This is a genomic window from Pseudomonas sp. GW821-FHT07G06, from assembly GCF_058986625.1.
In genome coordinates, this window is the sequence record NZ_JBYSVW010000002.1 from 597,777 (window position 1) to 614,217 (window position 16,441).

At 55.6% G+C, this 16,441-nt stretch carries 19 protein-coding genes; 18 read left to right on the plus strand and 1 reads right to left on the minus strand.

Going from position 1 to position 16,441, the window contains the following annotated elements:
• The first annotated feature begins 31 nt into the window (after window positions 1-31).
• The 13 genes from AC3WJW_RS06255 to AC3WJW_RS06315 all read left to right on the plus strand — a co-directional run bounded on the left by AC3WJW_RS06255 (window position 32) and on the right by AC3WJW_RS06315 (window position 10,544).
• On the plus strand, window positions 32-928 hold the full coding sequence (locus tag AC3WJW_RS06255; protein ID WP_493725466.1) for a toprim domain-containing protein: 897 nt from the start codon (window positions 32-34) through the stop codon (window positions 926-928).
• Window positions 921-1,178, plus strand: a complete 258-nt coding sequence (locus tag AC3WJW_RS06260; RefSeq protein WP_493725467.1) for a hypothetical protein — start codon at window positions 921-923, stop codon at window positions 1,176-1,178. The genes AC3WJW_RS06255 and AC3WJW_RS06260 overlap by 8 nt, the downstream gene beginning before the upstream one ends.
• The gene (locus AC3WJW_RS06265) at window positions 1,171-3,120 is read left to right on the plus strand and encodes a DUF927 domain-containing protein (RefSeq protein WP_493725468.1); all 1,950 of its coding nucleotides are present in this window, start codon (window positions 1,171-1,173) and stop codon (window positions 3,118-3,120) included. Before AC3WJW_RS06260 ends, AC3WJW_RS06265 begins: the two co-directional genes overlap by 8 nt.
• Window positions 3,121-3,500: 380 nt before the next feature.
• The gene (locus tag AC3WJW_RS06270; protein ID WP_493725469.1) at window positions 3,501-4,160 is read left to right on the plus strand and encodes a hypothetical protein; all 660 of its coding nucleotides are present in this window, start codon (window positions 3,501-3,503) and stop codon (window positions 4,158-4,160) included.
• A complete protein-coding gene (locus AC3WJW_RS06275; protein ID WP_493725470.1) occupies window positions 4,157-4,321 on the plus strand; it encodes a hypothetical protein in 165 nt (54 codons plus the stop codon). The genes AC3WJW_RS06270 and AC3WJW_RS06275 overlap by 4 nt, the downstream gene beginning before the upstream one ends.
• Window positions 4,318-4,668 carry an HGGxSTG domain-containing protein gene (locus tag AC3WJW_RS06280; protein WP_493725471.1) on the plus strand — a complete coding sequence of 117 codons (351 nt, stop codon included), beginning with the start codon at window positions 4,318-4,320 and terminating at the stop codon, window positions 4,666-4,668. The genes AC3WJW_RS06275 and AC3WJW_RS06280 overlap by 4 nt, the downstream gene beginning before the upstream one ends.
• Before the next feature lie 227 nt (window positions 4,669-4,895).
• Window positions 4,896-5,336: a hypothetical protein gene (locus AC3WJW_RS06285; protein WP_493725472.1), complete on the plus strand. Its 441-nt coding sequence runs from the start codon at window positions 4,896-4,898 to the stop codon at window positions 5,334-5,336.
• 1,497 nt (window positions 5,337-6,833) lie between these two features.
• The gene (locus AC3WJW_RS06290) at window positions 6,834-7,337 is read left to right on the plus strand and encodes a KwaA family protein (protein WP_493725473.1); all 504 of its coding nucleotides are present in this window, start codon (window positions 6,834-6,836) and stop codon (window positions 7,335-7,337) included.
• A 9-nt stretch (window positions 7,338-7,346) separates the two neighbouring features.
• Window positions 7,347-8,243 (plus strand): hypothetical protein, encoded by an 897-nt coding sequence (locus AC3WJW_RS06295; RefSeq protein WP_493725474.1) that lies wholly within the window; start codon window positions 7,347-7,349, stop codon window positions 8,241-8,243.
• A gap of 26 nt (window positions 8,244-8,269) precedes the next feature.
• Window positions 8,270-8,659 carry a hypothetical protein gene (locus AC3WJW_RS06300; protein ID WP_493725475.1) on the plus strand — a complete coding sequence of 130 codons (390 nt, stop codon included), beginning with the start codon at window positions 8,270-8,272 and terminating at the stop codon, window positions 8,657-8,659.
• A gap of 443 nt (window positions 8,660-9,102) precedes the next feature.
• Window positions 9,103-9,612: a hypothetical protein gene (locus AC3WJW_RS06305; protein WP_102700142.1), complete on the plus strand. Its 510-nt coding sequence runs from the start codon at window positions 9,103-9,105 to the stop codon at window positions 9,610-9,612.
• A 10-nt stretch (window positions 9,613-9,622) separates the two neighbouring features.
• A complete protein-coding gene (locus AC3WJW_RS06310) occupies window positions 9,623-10,153 on the plus strand; it encodes a DUF5384 family protein (protein ID WP_104451609.1) in 531 nt (176 codons plus the stop codon).
• Window positions 10,154-10,214: 61 nt separating this feature from the next.
• Entirely contained in the window at window positions 10,215-10,544 is a 330-nt protein-coding gene (locus AC3WJW_RS06315; protein ID WP_493725476.1) for a hypothetical protein, read from the plus strand.
• A 133-nt stretch (window positions 10,545-10,677) separates the two neighbouring features.
• Here the strand turns inward: AC3WJW_RS06315 and AC3WJW_RS06320 are convergent, their stop codons facing one another.
• Entirely contained in the window at window positions 10,678-11,604 is a 927-nt protein-coding gene (locus tag AC3WJW_RS06320) for an endonuclease NucS domain-containing protein (RefSeq protein WP_493725477.1), read from the minus strand.
• Window positions 11,605-11,807: 203 nt separating this feature from the next.
• Between AC3WJW_RS06320 and AC3WJW_RS06325 the strand changes: the two genes are divergently transcribed.
• The 5 genes from AC3WJW_RS06325 (at window position 11,808) to AC3WJW_RS06345 (ending at window position 16,425) form a co-directional block, all read left to right on the plus strand.
• Window positions 11,808-12,089 carry a hypothetical protein gene (locus AC3WJW_RS06325; RefSeq protein ID WP_493725478.1) on the plus strand — a complete coding sequence of 94 codons (282 nt, stop codon included), beginning with the start codon at window positions 11,808-11,810 and terminating at the stop codon, window positions 12,087-12,089.
• Between the two features lie 62 nt (window positions 12,090-12,151).
• Window positions 12,152-12,709 carry a restriction endonuclease subunit S gene (locus tag AC3WJW_RS06330; protein ID WP_493725479.1) on the plus strand — a complete coding sequence of 186 codons (558 nt, stop codon included), beginning with the start codon at window positions 12,152-12,154 and terminating at the stop codon, window positions 12,707-12,709.
• Window positions 12,706-14,229: a type I restriction-modification system subunit M gene (locus AC3WJW_RS06335; RefSeq protein WP_493725480.1), complete on the plus strand. Its 1,524-nt coding sequence runs from the start codon at window positions 12,706-12,708 to the stop codon at window positions 14,227-14,229. The genes AC3WJW_RS06330 and AC3WJW_RS06335 overlap by 4 nt, the downstream gene beginning before the upstream one ends.
• A complete protein-coding gene (locus AC3WJW_RS06340) occupies window positions 14,219-15,421 on the plus strand; it encodes a restriction endonuclease subunit S (protein ID WP_493725481.1) in 1,203 nt (400 codons plus the stop codon). The genes AC3WJW_RS06335 and AC3WJW_RS06340 overlap by 11 nt, the downstream gene beginning before the upstream one ends.
• Window positions 15,421-16,425 carry a virulence RhuM family protein gene (locus tag AC3WJW_RS06345; protein ID WP_493725482.1) on the plus strand — a complete coding sequence of 335 codons (1,005 nt, stop codon included), beginning with the start codon at window positions 15,421-15,423 and terminating at the stop codon, window positions 16,423-16,425. The genes AC3WJW_RS06340 and AC3WJW_RS06345 overlap by 1 nt, the downstream gene beginning before the upstream one ends.
• Window positions 16,426-16,441: the final 16 nt, after the last annotated feature.

The window sequence follows — 16,441 nt, forward strand, 5'->3', positions numbered from 1 at the left end:
TGCGCCATGTTCAGTGCGCTGGAGGTGGTCCGTGGATAGCGTGATTCTGTTCCGCGACGTTCTGCAGGATGCCTTCGGCCCGCTCGATTGGCTGCCAGAGCCTGATGGCGCCATCCACCGGTTCCACGTTCCCGGCGACAAGCAGGCCAGCGAAAACGGCTGGTACGTCTTGTACCTGGACGGCATCGCCTCGGGGGCGTTCGGCAGCTGGAAGGACGGCGGCACGCGCACCTGGTGCAGTCGTGAACCGGTCGATCATCGCGAAGCCATGGAGGTGCGCCAGCGCATCGAGCAAGCCAAGCGCCAACGCCAGGCCGAAACCCTCAAGCGCCAGCAACGGGCAGCAAAACGTGCCGGGTATCTCTGGCGCAATGCTCGCCCCGCCGATCCTGCGCACCCGTACCTGATCGCCAAGCAAGTCAAACCGCACGACCTGCGCCAGAGCGGTGACGAACTGCTGGTACCGCTACGCAATGCCGCTGGCGATCTGGTCAACCTGCAACGCATCGCCCCGGACGGAGGAAAGCGCTTTCTGTTCGGTGGGCAGGTGCAAGGCGCCTTCCACCTGCTGGGGCGTATCAACCCTGCCGAAGAACTTTACATCTGCGAGGGCTGGGCCACCGGCGCCACCCTGATCGAGCTTTACCGGGGTGTGTATGGGGTGGCCTGCGCGATGAATGCCGGGAACCTCAAGCCTGTCACGCTGGCCCTGCGCGAGAAGCTGGGCGATGAACAGGAACTGTTGATTGCCGGTGATGACGACCGCCAGACCGAGGGTAACCCCGGCTGGAAGGCGGCCAATGACGCCGCCGTGGCGGCCTGCTGTTTCGCGACCTTTCCTGCATGGCCCGCCGACGCCCCCGCCCACCTGACCGACTTCAACGATTTGCAGTGCTGGCTCGCCAGCCGGGAGAACACCCATGACTAACCACACCATCGCGCCAGCGAGCCGCGAAGAGACTGCCGCCGTGCTGGGTCAGCTCTTTGGCATCGATCCCGCGTTGTTCCCTGCCGCCTTTCTTGACGTGATGGTGGGGATTGAAGACGCCTTGCTAGCGCTGGACGTGGCCACCGATAAGGAGGCCGCCCGCGACGATCTGAAACAGGCGCTCGGGCCGTTGGTGGCGATCATGTCCGCCGCAGGTCAGGCGCCAGCACAAGGGGGCCGCCATGACTGACCTGACCCAGCCGCCAGAGCCGACCGGTGTCGTAGGTTCGGCCAGCGATGGCGCAGGCAAGCCCACCGGCAAGCGCCCTGCAAAGCGTGCAGCCAAGCCAGAGACCGAACCCGACACCCGTCTGGCTGCCGTGGACACCAAACGCCGCACGGTCACCCCTGCGCGCCCCTGCTATGCAATGTATTCCACCTGGGTGCAGACCGAGCGCGGCCATATCCTCGCGCCGGGTCTGTACTTCCACGGCATCCGCGATGACAAGGAGACCGACAACCTGGTGTGCTCGCCGCTGGAGGTGCTGGCGATCACCAGCGACGAACGCGGGGAAAACTTCGGGCGCCTGTTGCGCCTGCTACCGAGTGGTGGCGGTGCCTGGCGCGAGTGGGCCGCGCCCATGGAGATGCTGGCGGGGGATGGCTCCGAACTGCGCGCCGTGCTGCTCAACCTCGGCGCCACCATTCCCTATAGCCAGCGGCGGGCGCTGATGGACTACCTCATGTCGAGTACTCCGAAGCGCCACGCCATGGCCGCCACCCGCACCGGCTGGCATGGCCCGTCGCTGTTCGTCATGCCGCGCAAGGTCATTGGCGGCGGTGACGTGGTGTTTCAATCCAGCGAGGCAGGCGGACACGAATACGCCACGGCGGGCGATCTGTCTGGATGGCAAACCGAGGTAGGCGCTCATTGCCTGGGCAATCCCATACTGATGCTGGCGGTCTGTTCGGCGTTGGCAGGCCCGCTGCTGGCGCTACTCGATGCCGACGGCGGCGGTTTTCACATCCTCGGCGACAGCTCCAGCGGCAAGAGTATTGCCCTGCTGGTGGCCGCCAGCGTGTGGGGCAAACCGCGTGACTTCCTGCGCACCTGGAACGCCACCAGCACCGGACTGGAGGGCATGGCCACCGTACGCAATGACACCTTGCTGGTGCTGGACGAAATCGGCGAGGCCAAGCCGCAGGACATTGGCGGCATCATCTATGCCCTGGGCAACGGCACCGGGCGCCAGCGTGGCAAGGTCTCGGGCCTGCCGCGTCAGGTGCAGCAATTTCGGGTGATGGTGCTGTCGAGCGGCGAACTGACCATGGGCAAGCACATGGAGAGCGCCGGTATTCGCAGCAAGGCCGGTCAGGAACTGCGCCTGCTCGATATTCCCGCCTATCGCCTGTACGGCGCCTTCGATGACCTGCACGGCCTTGGCCTGCCCCACGATGCGGGGAGCGAGGAAGGCCGCAAGGGTGCTGGCCGCACGTTCGCCGACACACTCAAGCGCTCCGCCTCCCGGCATTACGGCCACCTTGGACCGGCCTTTGTCGCCCTGCTGGTGGCGCGTGTACGTGGACCAGACGGCGAACCACTCGACGACGCGGGCCGTGAACAGGTCGCCGCCGATCTGGAGGCTGTCTACGCCGAGATACGCCAGGCATTCCCCGTCGGTACCGGACAGGAGGCCCGCGCCGTGGGACGCTTTGCCATTGCGGCGCTGGCGGGCGAAATGGCCATACAGGCCGGTTTGCTGCCATGGCCAGCCGGTACCGTCCGCGACACCATGCTGGCGCTGTTCAATGACTGGACGGCGTTCCGTGGGCGCGGCCAATCCGAAGACGCCAAGATCCTGCGCGCCGTGCTGGGCTTCATCAATCGCCACACATCCCGATTCGCCAGCGTAGACGGCACTGACACCGCGCCCGTTCACAACTGCGCCGGTTGGTACCGCTCACACGGCGAAGGCTGCCTGTACTTGTTCACCACCGAAGGACTGATCGAGGCGGCTCCGGGGTTTGACCTCAAGCGCGTGGTGGCCTGTCTCGACAACGCTGGCGCCCTCGTCGAACGCGAAGGCGACCGAGACGGTCGATTCACCAAGCGCGTGCGAATCAAAGGCGTGGGGCGACCACACGTCTACGTCGTCAGCCCTGATGCCCTGATTGCCGCGACCGAGGAATAGACCATGGACTATCGGCACGTCGAAACCGAAAAACCGTGGGGGACACGGGGGACAACAAGCAAAAGCCAGAAACCATGCCGTCTACAGGCGCTTTTGGCTGGGGGACAGACCGGGGACAAACGGGGGACGGTGGGGGACAAAATAGTATTGATAGAAAATCATCAGATAGAACCTTTGTCCCCCAAGTCCCCCACCTTTTCAGAAGCGGGGGACGGCTACAGGCCACGGTTTTACTGGTTGTCCCCCGTGTCCCCCATGTCCCCCAGCAAAACAACAGGTCCAACACCGCATTTTGAGCACCTGAAACCGACAAAAGCCCCAGCTTTATTGGGTTTCGTCCTGTTTTCACATGCTCAAAACATGCAAAAACGAGGTGATTTATGACTGATCGCCTCGACTTGCCCGCCTTGGGCCAGTTCCTGCGAGGGCATGCGCCGTCGGTGGTCCTGCATGACGGCACCGTACCTGGTCGGCGGGGAGATTCGCACCAGCTCGACGCCACCCGTTGGCTGGAGCGTCTGGCCGACGTGCTCGGGTGTTCGCCTGACTGGTTGCTGGAGACAGGCCGTGTGACCGCCGACGACCTGGACGAACGCGGCCACATCGGTCGAGCGGCCCGGTTGATTCGCTCCTACAGGTGGGAGACACCACCAGCGCCAGCCATCGACCGACTTAAGCAATCGCCCACCGATGGCGAGCCGCAACACTTGCACCCATCCGCCGCCACGGCCTCGCCAGCGTGGCGAAATGCCCGCGACCAATACCACCGCCACCTGTTCGGCTGCCGTGCCTGCTACGCACCGAGGGGCCGCTACTGCCCAACCGGCGCCGACCTACGCAAGCAATACGACCATACGCCGATGGTGTGTCAGGCCAGAGGCACGCCCCGCGGTACCGACTGGGCGCGCATGGAGACCGACTACCGGGCCGGTGTGCTTTCGCTTCGATTCATGGCAGCCAAATACGGCTGTTCTCTCAGCGACATTGCACAGCGAGCCAGGCGTGATGGCTGGTGCCGCACTACCGAGGACACACCATGAAAGATATACCGCTGATTGACTGGTCATCGGTCGAAGCAGATTACCGGGCGGGGACGTTGCCACTTCGCCAGTTGGCCATGAAACACGAGTGTTCTCTCGGCGCGGTCACTCGACGGGCCAAGCGTGATGGCTGGCGCCGCACCACCGAGGGCACACCATGAGCGATCATCAATCCGAATTGCGCAAGCTCTGGCGCAAGCACCACGAAGAGCATGCTGCATGGGCCAAGGCATTTCGCGAGAATGGCTACCCGCACTGGTGGCCACCTTCACCGCCATTCCCTGAAGAGCTGCGCGGCCTGAAGTGTGGCGCCAAGACCAGGGCGGGCACACCCTGCAAACGGAAAGACATTTATCTGTCTGGCCGCTGCAAATTCCACGGAGGGTTATCCACCGGTCCGCGACCGAAAACCGCACAGAAAGAAGCGCCAGCGAGCGAACCCCATGAAGGGTTGGTAAAAGTTGACCTTGCTGATGCCGCGCAACACCACACCGAGGGCGACATATGAACACAACACAGCCGATTGACTGGGCATCGGTCGAGGCTGATTACCGGGCCGGTGCGCACTCGTTGCGCGCGATAGCTGGTGCGCACCAGGTGGCCGAAAGTACGATCAGGAAACGCGCCAGCAAATCCGGTTGGGTGCGCACCACGACCGGTGCGCAGTCACCAGGTGCGCACCTCCCCGACGGTGAGCACCCTGTATTAGCTGGGGCGCGAGACGGTGCGCACCCAATGCCGGAGAGTGGTGCGCAGGCAGATGCGCACTCGTTACCGGACGGTGCGCACCGCGTGGAACATGACGAACTGGTCAGTGGTGCGCACCGTGACCAAGCCGGTGCGCACCAGCAGTCAGAGGCGGTGCGCACCACAGAGGTACGAGCGCCGGTACGACCAGAAACCGCGCTTCCAGAGTGCGCACCAATGACCGGTGCGCACTCACTTCCACAGGGTGCGAATGCCTCTGACCAGGTATCCACTGAATTGGTATCCACGCTGGTATCCACGGTTCGGCGCCGTCGTCACGCTGACATCGAGGAAGACGTACGCCAACTCAACGCTGACACCCTGGCTCATAAGCCGCGCTGTCCCGTTAGAGGGCGTGGCCTGTGCGCGGTCTGTGATGAATTGGCCCAACGCCTTGACGGCATTGTTCGTGAACTCAAGGGGGCGTGATAGCCAGCAGGCGCGCCCACAACCGCCGCTGACGGGCAGCGAAAGCCTAACCCCATGAGAGGTACGGAAAACTCCGGTTTGCCAGCACGATCAACGCAGTCAACGGCGAAGGTGCGCACCAGGGTAAACAGGCCGAGTAAACAGCGTGGTAAACAAGAAAATTGGCTGTCGCCGACCTGGCGCAGTCAGTGCACAAAAAAGTGCACAGCGAAAAGTGCACAAAACCTCTGTGCACTTTTGTCGGTGGTCAGCAAAGCGGCAGACAACACCGACGCTACAGCGGCAAGGGAACGCTGTTACACCCGCCCCGGTTATGGTTCGAGGCGTTTTCCCACGGGTAGCAGCCGCCCCGGCCTGATGACAAATGATGACATTGGCGCCCAGTGCACAGCGCCCCAGCCTGTTAACAAATGTCAAGGTTGGGACGGCAAGACGCACCGCATCACCCCATAGTCAGGCCTGTACAGTCGCTAACGACCAGCGGAAACACTGGTATCCAAGTTGGTATCCAAAACTGGTATCCATGCGATCTTGGATACCACGCTTGGATACCAGTAGTGGGACGACCTGAAGCCGCTCCGATATTGGTTGCCAAGGTGGTTTCAAGTCAGGTTGCCAGTCTCTGAAGTTATCGGTGTGGAAACCACCTGTAGCCCGCTAGGCGTATGGCTTGCAGGCAGGTTTCCAAAATGAAGTTTCCACGCAGGTTTCCACGGAAACCGACCTTTTCTGGCTCGGAGTGGTGCGCACTCGGTACGCAGTGCGAACCACGCTACAACCCTTGAGTTTGTTGGTATTGAGGCCAAAGTGCGCAGCGAAGTGCGCACCAAAGTTCGCAGCAAAACCGGCCTTTCCAGAGTGCGAACCATCCCGAGGCCGTTAGGGCTGGCGCCATGGTTACGGGCAAGGTTACAGGGGTAACCATGGTGCGCAGTCATTGCCCAGGTGCGCACCGATCGAGGCCGCCACGCATTCCACGCATGGTTCCACGCAAACTTCCACGCAAGGCCCAATGTGTGAAACCGTGGCGGTAGTCGCGGCATTACGCAGGGGATTACGCACGATGTTACGCACCGCGGCGTGCGTAATTTGGGAAGCTGCGCATTGAGCTGCGCAAGAACCTGCGCAAAATGGTCTGCGCAGTTTTGGCCGTTGGCTCCCGCCGTTGCACGCCAGCTCGGGCCAGTCGCAAAACTACGCAGGTTTCTACGCAACGCGGCTTGCGTAGTTCTGAGGCGGGCCAGGTGGCCACGCCGACCATTCCGCGCAAACTTCCGCGCATGACCAGGTGCGGATGCCTTGTTCATGACCCACAGATTTCGTAACAGGTGTCAATTTGACATACACGGACGCTGGCGAGACTATCGGATAAATGGCAGCCAATAATAATAACTGTATGGATACACAGTGAATGACATTTACTATGCTTGCTCTATCCATGGCACAGCGTGAGCTTAAAGCTCCGCATCGGAAGGGCTGAATATGCTTAGTGTCCTAATGAAATTCGCACTTGTTCTTACCACCATTGCACCTATAGGCCTCACTCTTTCTTTTTTGCTTTATCAAAATAATGAGGAAGTATTGTGGTCGATCTTTGCTTTATTTTGTTCGCTATCGCTTTGCGCTATATGCCACCAGATTATTATCTCGTCTGCCAAAAAGCTTAATAAAACTACGATTGCCGCAGCCTCGATAAAACCTGCCGACAAAGAAATTTCAGGGTACTTTGTCGCCTATATGCTACCCGTGCTAGGCGGTGGCAAATATTTTTTGGAGCCATCGACTTTCTTATTTTTTGCTCTTATGTTCTTTGTATTCATTTGGGCTTCAAAATCTTTTTACGCGAATCCAGTACTTGCAGTATGCGGCTATAAGTTTTATGAGGTGCAACTAACTAACGGGGCAAATTTGCTTTTTATAACAAAGAAAACCCTCAATAAACCAGCCGACATATCGAAAGTAAATTACATAACATCACACACGGTACTCGACGCAACATAGGGAGAAAGCATGGATCTTTTTGTTCTTTTAAACTCAGCACCTCGCATACTCAGAGTAGTAACAAGCGCGGATCTTCAGGATGACTTGGCGACTGAGTTCCATAGGCAAATTGGATTTTTCCAAGGAGGCAAAACGGATGTGCCGTTTGATGCTCGATACCGACCTGACGACGATGAACTTCTACTCATAAATAACTTTGATGACATTGAGGGAGTCGTAGCGGCTGTACGGACACCACAGGATATAGGCCCATGGGAACCTTCAGAGGAGGCTCTAGGCTCAATCAAGGGGCTTTTCGGTGGTTTCACCGTGGATGGCGTCACAACTGTAATGATCCAGGCCTTTGATCGCAGGCAGGCCATCACGACAAAAAGATTTGCACTGTTTTTTGATGCCGATACATTTCGCCGCCTTGACGGAATTGGCATCACTCTCGATAACAAACCGACGGCCTTACTTTCTCAGGCAGTTGCTGATGGTGCCCCCACCGAACTTAGATTTGTAAGTCTTCACAACACCCGCCGCTTGTTTGAAATGGATGCGTATTACCACGAATCCACCAAAGAAGAGGTGGAGAGTTTTTTCAATGAGAATAAATTTTCCGGATTCGATCCAGAATGGCTAAACGCAAATATTGATAACTGGATTAGAAAAAAAATTACCTTCATTAATCAAGAAGGAATACTTGAGACCTGCACGCCTGTGGTCCTCAGAGAGGCTGCGACCGGGTTTGGTATTGACATCGGCGTTCACGAAGAAGGGGGACAGCTAAAGCTGATTTTTCCCAACGACAAAAAGAAGCTAAAAGAGTTGTTGCGCTTTTTGGATGAGGACATTTACCAATCCCCCATTTCAGGGAATCGTTTTCAAACCAACTCAAAGAGAAAGATAGGCGCACAACAGTAATCTCTCAATCTAGACAGGATTAACCAATGAGACAGGATAACTTTCACGCTAGCGTTCAATACAACGACTCCGTGGGCACTGCTGCGGCTGACGATCATGATAGTTTTGACATCGGTGCCTACCTGGAGCAGAAGGGGCTCATTAATGACGGCGAGTATCTTGTGGGGGTCAAGATGTTCTCTGGCGAGGTCCACGGGCAGACTCAAAATCAACCAGTGACCGTATCAGCGCTGATTGCACAATTGGAGGGGCACGCCGACCTCCAGGCATCGGTTGATAGCGGGGAGCCACTCAATGTGCGAGAAGTCCATTTTGAGATGTCACTAAACGATTTTTTTGGTCTTTTCAAACGATTTGAGATCGCCATTTCACGTCATGGATTGATCGATAGAAAAGACGTAGCGATTCGCGATTGAGCTGACACGACTTTGCCCGGCACAAAGCGATCAAGGATTGACCAGAAAATAGCCCAGCAGCGGGCATGGTGTATGCCGGTGTGTATGCGAGAAGAAGCAAGACAATAGAAAACCCTTTAAATACAACAACTTGTCTCTATGGTTAGAAGCTCGCCTGGGCACCATACGTTGTAACGAGAAAGCCTCAGGCCTTATGGGTCTGGGGCTTTTTTGTGGGCGTGTGTTCGCCGTCATGGATGCGGTCACCCTTCTAGAGAAACTGCCACCCGAACTTTGCGCATAACGACGCGCTATTCGGCTCCTGCCTGGCACACCTGATCCTCCCTCGCTCCAAACTTTTCTTGGCCTTACCTTCTTCAGTTTGATTAGAATGGTGGCACATTGCCTCAAATCACAATGGATTGTCCCGCTCGGGATTTCTTACGCTCATAGAGATATTGGAAATGATGATGTTAAAACGCTGCCTGGTGCTTTCGATTGCTGCTGTTCTTGCTGGCTGCCAAACGTCCGGTGAGGAGTATCAAGCAGATGTATTCGACGCCAGTCAGGTAAACAGCCAGCAGGAAGCTAAAACCGTAAAAATCCTGACGATTTCGCCGAGCAAGATCAAAGTCAGCAACGAAAAGAACAAAAAAGCCGCCATGATGGCCGGTGGGGTACTGGGTCTGATCGGTGGTGCCGCACTGGGCAACACGAAAAACACTGACACGGCCATTGTTGGCGGTGTAGCCGGTGGCGCTGCAGGCGCCATGGCAGGCTCGCTGGTCAATGACACCACCCTGGTGCCGGGCGTGCTGATTGGTTATTCCGAAAGCGGCAAGATCTACACGTCTGCCCAGGTGGGTCGCCCTTGTGAGTTCAAGGTTGGCGAAATCTCCCTGATGGTGATGACGGTCTCCAACGAAACACGCATTCAGCCGAATGCGACCTGTCCAGAACCCAAGAAAAGCTAAGGGGTCGGACATGAAACATATTGTTCTGGGCTCCGCCCTCGCACTGCTCACCCTGCCGGCATTGGCAAACCAGTTCGACAGCCTGTATCAAGTCGAACAGCAGACCAAACAGACTGAAGCAGCCGCTCAGGCCGAACGCGTCCGCCAGGCGGCAGCCGAACGGGCACGCGAGGATGCTCGTATCGCGGCTGATCGTCGGCAACGGGCAGCGGCACAGCAAGCTGCGCAGCAAAAGGCCCTTGAGCAGCGCAAGTCACAGGAACTTGAACACAAGCGTGTTCAAACCCGTGAAGAAGGCTACGAAGACGAGTTGCGCGCACTGGAGCTGGAAGAGCGCCGCCTGGCACTGCAGGCGAAGCGCGCGCGCACCGCACGCGCCAACGACTACATCGATGCGGAGTTGCGTGACAGCGCGGCACGCACCGACGTGATCCAGTCTGAAGCCGACTCGGCACGCAATGTGACTTCCGGTGCCAAGTCTCTGCTGGAAGATTCCGGCAAGGCTGAAGTCAATCGCTCCAGCCGCTTGTTCGGCGAGTAATCCTCCTATCGATCTGCCCCGGACCCTGGTCCGGGGCATCCGTTATCAGAGATGAATTCCTATGCTGCGTTTATGTACGCTGATTGCCGCAGGCCTGCTCCTGAGCGCCTGCTCCAAAGAAGATCCCAAAGCCCAGGTTCCGGCTGTCGACCTGCACGGACGCCTGGTGGTGGATCAGGAGATGACTGACAGTCGTCAAGCCCAAGGCATCAATGGTGAATATTACAAGCGCGTTCTCACCGTTAATGGCCAGGATTTGATCTTTGCCGATTTCATCAAGCAATATTGCTTCGACGCCAACACCCGCGACGAAACTTGCCTGAAAGCCTTTCGCATCAAGAAAATCGATGATGTCAGCGGCGCAACCAAGTTTCTCCCTAACGGGCTCTGACACCGGTTAGTACGCCAGACACAGGGCTTTTGCCTGGCCCTGATTAACTACCACGGGCACGGGCGGCATCCCCCCCCTCGCCTGGCATTTCACTGAAATGCCAGGACCGCAAATGCACGATTGAGCGTTTTAGCTAGTTCTCTTGGTAGCTACGCTCAATCAACACTTTTGCCCTTTCCAGATCGGCCTGAGTGCGCAGGCTCAACTCCAGATCGCCTGTCCCCCAGTGACCGATGGCACGCACATCGCGGCTGAAGCCTTCAACGAGCTCGACGGAATCCGGATTGAGCTTGAGATAAAGCTGTAGACGCTTGGACTGCACCACCACGCTGGCAAAGTTCTTCAGACGGCGGAATGCGAGGTACAGCTTCAGGGGCTTCTCCTGCACATCATCACCGAGCGATTGCATGTAGCTGCAGGCCTGCTCGAAGAGCACAGAAACTTCCGGATCCGCTTGGGAAAGTTGCTCCTGCCAAGTCTTGTCTTTAGCTGCGGGTGTTGGCTTATCTGCTCCAATGTCTGCCGACCTGGCTGGGGCGGTGGTGTCTGTCACGCTCACGGCATTAACCAATTCAAGCAGCAACAGGTCATCTGCGAACAGCTTGTAGCGGATCAGCTCGATGTTGCGCTGGATCAATTGCACGGCATGCTGATCGTAACGGGTGAAATCGGCGGCTATACACAGCAGTCGCGTACCACTCCACTCAATATGCTCAGCGGCTTCCTTCCCCAGCTTTTCCATCACCAACCAGCGAAACTCAGCCTGATGATCCAGCAGCCAGTCGAGATAGAACAGGCCCTGGTTAATCACATTCTCGTTGCTGTGCCGCTTGTATTCGATGATGACCGGACAGCCATTTTCATCAAGCCCCAGCGAGTCGATACGCCCTTTGTGGGTCTTCCCGGTGGCGTATTCGGTCGCGATAAAGCGCACGCCAAGAAAGGCCTCCATGTGCGCCTCGATCAGGCTTTGTAGATGTTTTTCGACCGCCACTGCGCGCGCAGGTAGCTCGTAGGCACCGTTGGCGGCATTCAAGCGAAAGAGCTGGATGTCGCTCATGTCTGTCCTTTTCCGAACGCCCTTTTCTTTTGAGCAAACTCCATAGAACCCCTACTTAAAAAATGACATTTGACTGTAGGAGATTTCCGAGCGATATTGAGTCGCCACCATTTTCATAGCAACGGTACTGAGAAATTTTGGGGGTGCGGCAGGTTGCAGCCTGCCGCGATTGCCATAACTGACCTACTAGGAAAGCTAAAGCCATGAAACTTTACCAAATCAGCTACGACCTGCGTAAACAACGTGACTATCCGTCGCTGTATGAGCGAATCAAAGCCTACGGCACCTGGTGCCATACCTTGGAGTCCACCTGGATCATTGTCACTGATCAGACGTCGGTTCAGATCCGTGACAACCTGCGGCAGGCTATGGACAAAGACGATGGCCTGCTGGTCACTCGCCTTCAAGGAGAAGGGGCTTGGGCTGGATTGTCAGATGAGATTACCCAGTGGCTGCAAAATCAGGCACCACACTGTACGGTCTGAGCACTTTGCGCCAGGGAAGGCGCTTTTACCTCGAGAGAATTATGCCAACCCGATTATGCAAATTGAGCGAACTGGCTGATGTCCGATCCGGCTACACGTTCCGTGGAGCGCTTGAGAATGATCTCGCCGGGGACGTTAAAGTCCTGCAGATCAAAGACGCGCGCCAATCCGCTGTGATCGTCCCCGACTCGCTCATTACTGTTCGCTGGGAGGGCAGCAAAGCCCCACCTTCGCTGACACCGGGAGAAATCGCAGTCGTTGCTCGGGGCGATACCAACAACGCAGCTTTATATAAAGAAGGGCAACGGGTTGTAGCGAGTAGCCAATTTTTCATTCTCAGCCCGAAAACATCAAAAGTATTGCCGGAGTACCTGTGCTGGATGATCAACCTTCCCGAGAGCCAACGGAACCTTGAACGCAGCGGCAGCAGCATCCAGGCCATCAGCAAGCATTCGCTGATGCACATGCAAATTCCGCTGCCCTCGCTGGAAACCCAAACCAGGCTGGCTCACTTACAGCGCCTCTGGGATGAAGAAGATCAACTGATCGCCCAGCTCCATACGAATCGCGAAAAAATGCTCCAGGGCATTTATCAGCAACTGACCAAGGAAAAACCATGAGCGGCAAAGTAAAACAGGACGACATCAACAAGGCGCTATGGGCGGCTTGCGATATCTTCCGCGGCACGATCAGCGCCGACACCTACAAAGATTTCATCCTGACCATGCTGTTCCTCAAATACATCAGCGATGTCTGGCAGGATCACTACGACAACTACCGTAAAGAGTACGGCGACGAGCCTGAGCTGATCGAAGAAATGCTCAAGAACGAGCGCTTCGTGCTGCCGCGTAACGCCAGCTACTACGCGCTGTACGACCAGCGTCACGAGCCAGGCAACGGTGAGCGTATTGACCAGGCGCTGCACGCGATCGAAGAAGCCAACGGCACCAAGCTAAAAGACGCCGGCAAAAGCGTGTTCCAAGACATCTCTTTCAACACCGATCGCCTCGGTGAAGAGAAGCAGAAGAACACCATCCTGCGTGACCTTCTGGAAGAGTTTTCCAAGGCTGAACTCAACCTCAAACCGTCCCGCGTCGGCAGCCTGGACGTGATCGGCAACGCCTACGAATACCTGATCAAAAACTTCGCAGCCAGCGGCGGGCAGAAGGCTGGTGAGTTCTACACCCCGCCGGAGGTTTCTGAACTGATCGCCGAACTGCTCGACCCACAGCCGGGCGATACGATTTGCGACCCAGCCTGTGGTTCGGCTTCGTTGCTGATGAAGTGCGGGCGCAAAGTGCGTGAGCACCATGGCAGCAAGCAGTACGCGCTGTATGGCCAGGAAGCTATTGGCTCCACATGGTCGCTGGCCAAGATGAACATGTTTTTGCATGGCGAGGACAACCACAAGATTGAGTGGGGCGACACTCTACGCAACCCTAAATTGCTCGATCCAAATGGTCAGTTGCTGAAGTTCGATATTGTGACTGCTAATCCGCCGTTTTCGCTGGATAAGTGGGGTCATGACACTGCAGAGCATGATCAGTTTGGTCGGTTTAATCGTGGTATTCCGCCGAAGACCAAGGGCGACTACGCGTTCATTCTGCACATGATTGAAACGCTGAAACCTAAGTCCGGGCGTATGGCCGTGGTGGTTCCTCATGGTGTGCTGTTCCGTGGCTCCAGTGAAGGCAAGATTCGTCAAAGGTTGATTGATGAAAATCTTTTGGATGCAGTGATTGGTCTACCGGAGAAGCTCTTTTACGGCACAGGCATTCCGGCTGCGATTCTTGTATTCAACAAAGCAAAGACTGACGAAAGCGTGTTGTTTATCGATGCCAGTCGCGAGTTCAAATCCGGGAAAAACCAGAACTTCCTCGGCGAAGAGCAAATTAAGAATATTTTGCTGACCTATCGCCACCGTATCAACTCGGATAAATATAGTCACCGCGCAAACCTCAAAGAAATTCGAGAAAACGACTACAACCTCAACATCCCTCGCTATGTTGATACCTTTGAAAAAGAAGCAGAAATTGATCTGATCGCAGTACATGACGAGCGAAAAAAAATCAACGCCAAACTAGCCGAGCTGGAAGTAACAATGGAAGGTTACTTGAAGGAGCTAGGTTATGGCGCCTGAAGGGTGGATAAAGACAACACTGACATCCCTGATTGATATTAAACATGGGTTTGCATTTAAGAGTGAAAACTTTACAGACTCTGGTCATTATATTTTAATGACTCCTGGTCACTTCTATGAGGAAGGTGGGTTTCGATCTCAAGGACAGAAGACCAAATATTACGTAGGGGAAATCCCCAGCAGCTACGTTCTTAAAAAAGGCGATGTTGTAGTAGCCATGACCGAACAAGCGGCGGGGCTCCTAGGTAGTACAGCTTTTGTCCCTGAAAACGAAAAATACCTACACAACCAACGCCTTGGACTAATTAAACCGAGAGACAAATCCAAAGTTGATATCAACTTTATATACTGGCTTTACAATTCAAAGGAGATCAGAAAACAGATTTCAGAACAAGCTTCTGGCACCAAGGTAAAACATACGTCCCCAGAGCGACTGACTACTGTTGTCACCTTATTGCCACCAGTGATCGAGCAAAAGAAAATTTCCGAAATTCTGTATACATGGGACCAGGCGATCAATGCCACCGCACGACTTATCAGAAACAGTCAACGACAAAAAAAGGCGCTAATGCAATTGCTGCTAACCCGGCAAAAAAGATTACCCGGCTTTGAAGAAAACTGGTCAGAATTCCGTCTTGGGACATTATTCAAAGAGCGAGTAGAAACTGAAACTCAAGGTTTGCCGCTACTATCGATCACCTCGGATGACGGGGTTATAAACCGAGAAAGCGTAGGAAGAAAAGACACTTCCAATACCGACAAATCAAAATACTTGAGAATCTGTATAAGGGACATTGGATACAACACCATGCGAATGTGGCAAGGTGTTTCCGGACTTTCACATTTTGAAGGTATTGTTAGCCCTGCTTATACTGTACTTACACCTCAAGCCGGAGCCGACCCACTTTATGCATCTTACTTATTTAAGCTACCATCAATGATTCATCTATTTTATAGGCACTCGCAAGGTATGGTTTCAGATACTTGGAACTTGAAATACTCTAATTTCTCTAAAATAAAATGGACTTTCCCAAACATTAACGAGCAGCAAGCCATTGCTACTGTGCTCGCCACAGCAGATAACGAGATCGAAGCCTTACAACAGAAATTTTTCAGTCTGAAGCAGGAAAAAAACGCCCTGATGCAACAACTCCTCACCGGCAAACGCCGAGTAAAGGTTGAGGCTGCCTAATGACCATCAGCGACCTGATCCTTTACAGCACCGAGGACGGCTTGGCGCAGTTCACACTGCGGGAAATGAATGGTCAGGTCTGGCTAACTCAACTGGAGCTGGCCGAGCTGTATCAGTCCAGCAAGCAAAACATCAGCAAGCATATTCAGGCTGTTTTGGCCGATGGCGAGCTGTCCGAAGCGGCAGTTGTCAACTCAAAGTTGACAACTGCCGCTGACGGAAAAGAGTACCTGACGCAGCTCTACGCCTTGCCCATGATCATCGCCATCGGCTACCGAGTCCGCTCAACTCGCGGCTCGCAGTTCCGCCAATGGGCCACCCGAACCCTGAGCGAATACATGCTCAAAGGCTTCGTGATGGACGACGCCCGACTCAAGGAGCCGCGCTGGGATTACTTCGATGAGTTGCTCGAACGCATCCGCGACATACGTTCATCGGAGAAGCGTTTCTATCAGAAGGTCCGTGATCTGCTTTCCCTGGCCGAGGACTATCGCGCCAATGAGCAGGACACCGCGCGGTTGTTTGCCGAGGTACAGAACAAGCTGTTTTTCGCCGTGACCGGTCATACCGCCGCCGAGCTGATCGTGCGCCGCGCCGATGCCAGCGTGCCGAACATGAACTTGCTCAGTTTCAAAGGCGACCGTGTGCGTAAAGCGGATGTGGTGGTCGCCAAAAACTATCTGAATGGTGAAGAGTTGGATCAGCTCAACCGCTTGGTCAGCATGTTCCTGGACTTCGCCGAGCTACGCGCCAAACAGCGCCAGCACATAAAACTGGAAGATTGGCGGCGCTACATCGACAGTTTCATGGCCTTTAACGAGCAGCCGTTGTTGCGTACAGCCGGCAGCGTCAGCCACGAGCAGATGAAAAACGTTGCCCACGAACGTTATGAAGCGTTCGACCAACAACGCAGAAGCGCCGAAGCGCGAGACGCAGACACTCAGGAACTAGCAGAACTGGAACGCCTGGAAAAGCGCCTCAGTGGCCACAAGAAGCCAAACTAATACCGGCGACAAACAA

Bases quoted from the DNA above. Each gene is read 5' to 3' on its own strand.
- AC3WJW_RS06260 (WP_493725467.1), top strand. From the start codon at position 921: ATGACTAACCACACCATCGCGCCAGCGAGCCGCGAAGAGACTGCCGCC.
- AC3WJW_RS06265 (WP_493725468.1), top strand. From the start codon at position 1,171: ATGACTGACCTGACCCAGCCGCCAGAGCCGACCGGTGTCGTAGGTTCG.
- AC3WJW_RS06270 (WP_493725469.1), top strand. From the start codon at position 3,501: ATGACTGATCGCCTCGACTTGCCCGCCTTGGGCCAGTTCCTGCGAGGG.
- AC3WJW_RS06275 (WP_493725470.1), top strand. From the start codon at position 4,157: ATGAAAGATATACCGCTGATTGACTGGTCATCGGTCGAAGCAGATTAC.
- AC3WJW_RS06280 (WP_493725471.1), top strand. From the start codon at position 4,318: ATGAGCGATCATCAATCCGAATTGCGCAAGCTCTGGCGCAAGCACCAC.
- AC3WJW_RS06285 (WP_493725472.1), top strand. From the start codon at position 4,896: ATGCCGGAGAGTGGTGCGCAGGCAGATGCGCACTCGTTACCGGACGGT.
- AC3WJW_RS06290 (WP_493725473.1), top strand. From the start codon at position 6,834: ATGAAATTCGCACTTGTTCTTACCACCATTGCACCTATAGGCCTCACT.
- AC3WJW_RS06295 (WP_493725474.1), top strand. From the start codon at position 7,347: ATGGATCTTTTTGTTCTTTTAAACTCAGCACCTCGCATACTCAGAGTA.
- AC3WJW_RS06300 (WP_493725475.1), top strand. From the start codon at position 8,270: ATGAGACAGGATAACTTTCACGCTAGCGTTCAATACAACGACTCCGTG.
- AC3WJW_RS06305 (WP_102700142.1), top strand. From the start codon at position 9,103: ATGATGATGTTAAAACGCTGCCTGGTGCTTTCGATTGCTGCTGTTCTT.
- AC3WJW_RS06310 (WP_104451609.1), top strand. From the start codon at position 9,623: ATGAAACATATTGTTCTGGGCTCCGCCCTCGCACTGCTCACCCTGCCG.
- AC3WJW_RS06315 (WP_493725476.1), top strand. From the start codon at position 10,215: ATGCTGCGTTTATGTACGCTGATTGCCGCAGGCCTGCTCCTGAGCGCC.
- AC3WJW_RS06320 (WP_493725477.1), bottom strand. From the start codon at position 11,604: ATGAGCGACATCCAGCTCTTTCGCTTGAATGCCGCCAACGGTGCCTAC.
- AC3WJW_RS06325 (WP_493725478.1), top strand. From the start codon at position 11,808: ATGAAACTTTACCAAATCAGCTACGACCTGCGTAAACAACGTGACTAT.
- AC3WJW_RS06335 (WP_493725480.1), top strand. From the start codon at position 12,706: ATGAGCGGCAAAGTAAAACAGGACGACATCAACAAGGCGCTATGGGCG.
- AC3WJW_RS06340 (WP_493725481.1), top strand. From the start codon at position 14,219: ATGGCGCCTGAAGGGTGGATAAAGACAACACTGACATCCCTGATTGAT.
- AC3WJW_RS06345 (WP_493725482.1), top strand. From the start codon at position 15,421: ATGACCATCAGCGACCTGATCCTTTACAGCACCGAGGACGGCTTGGCG.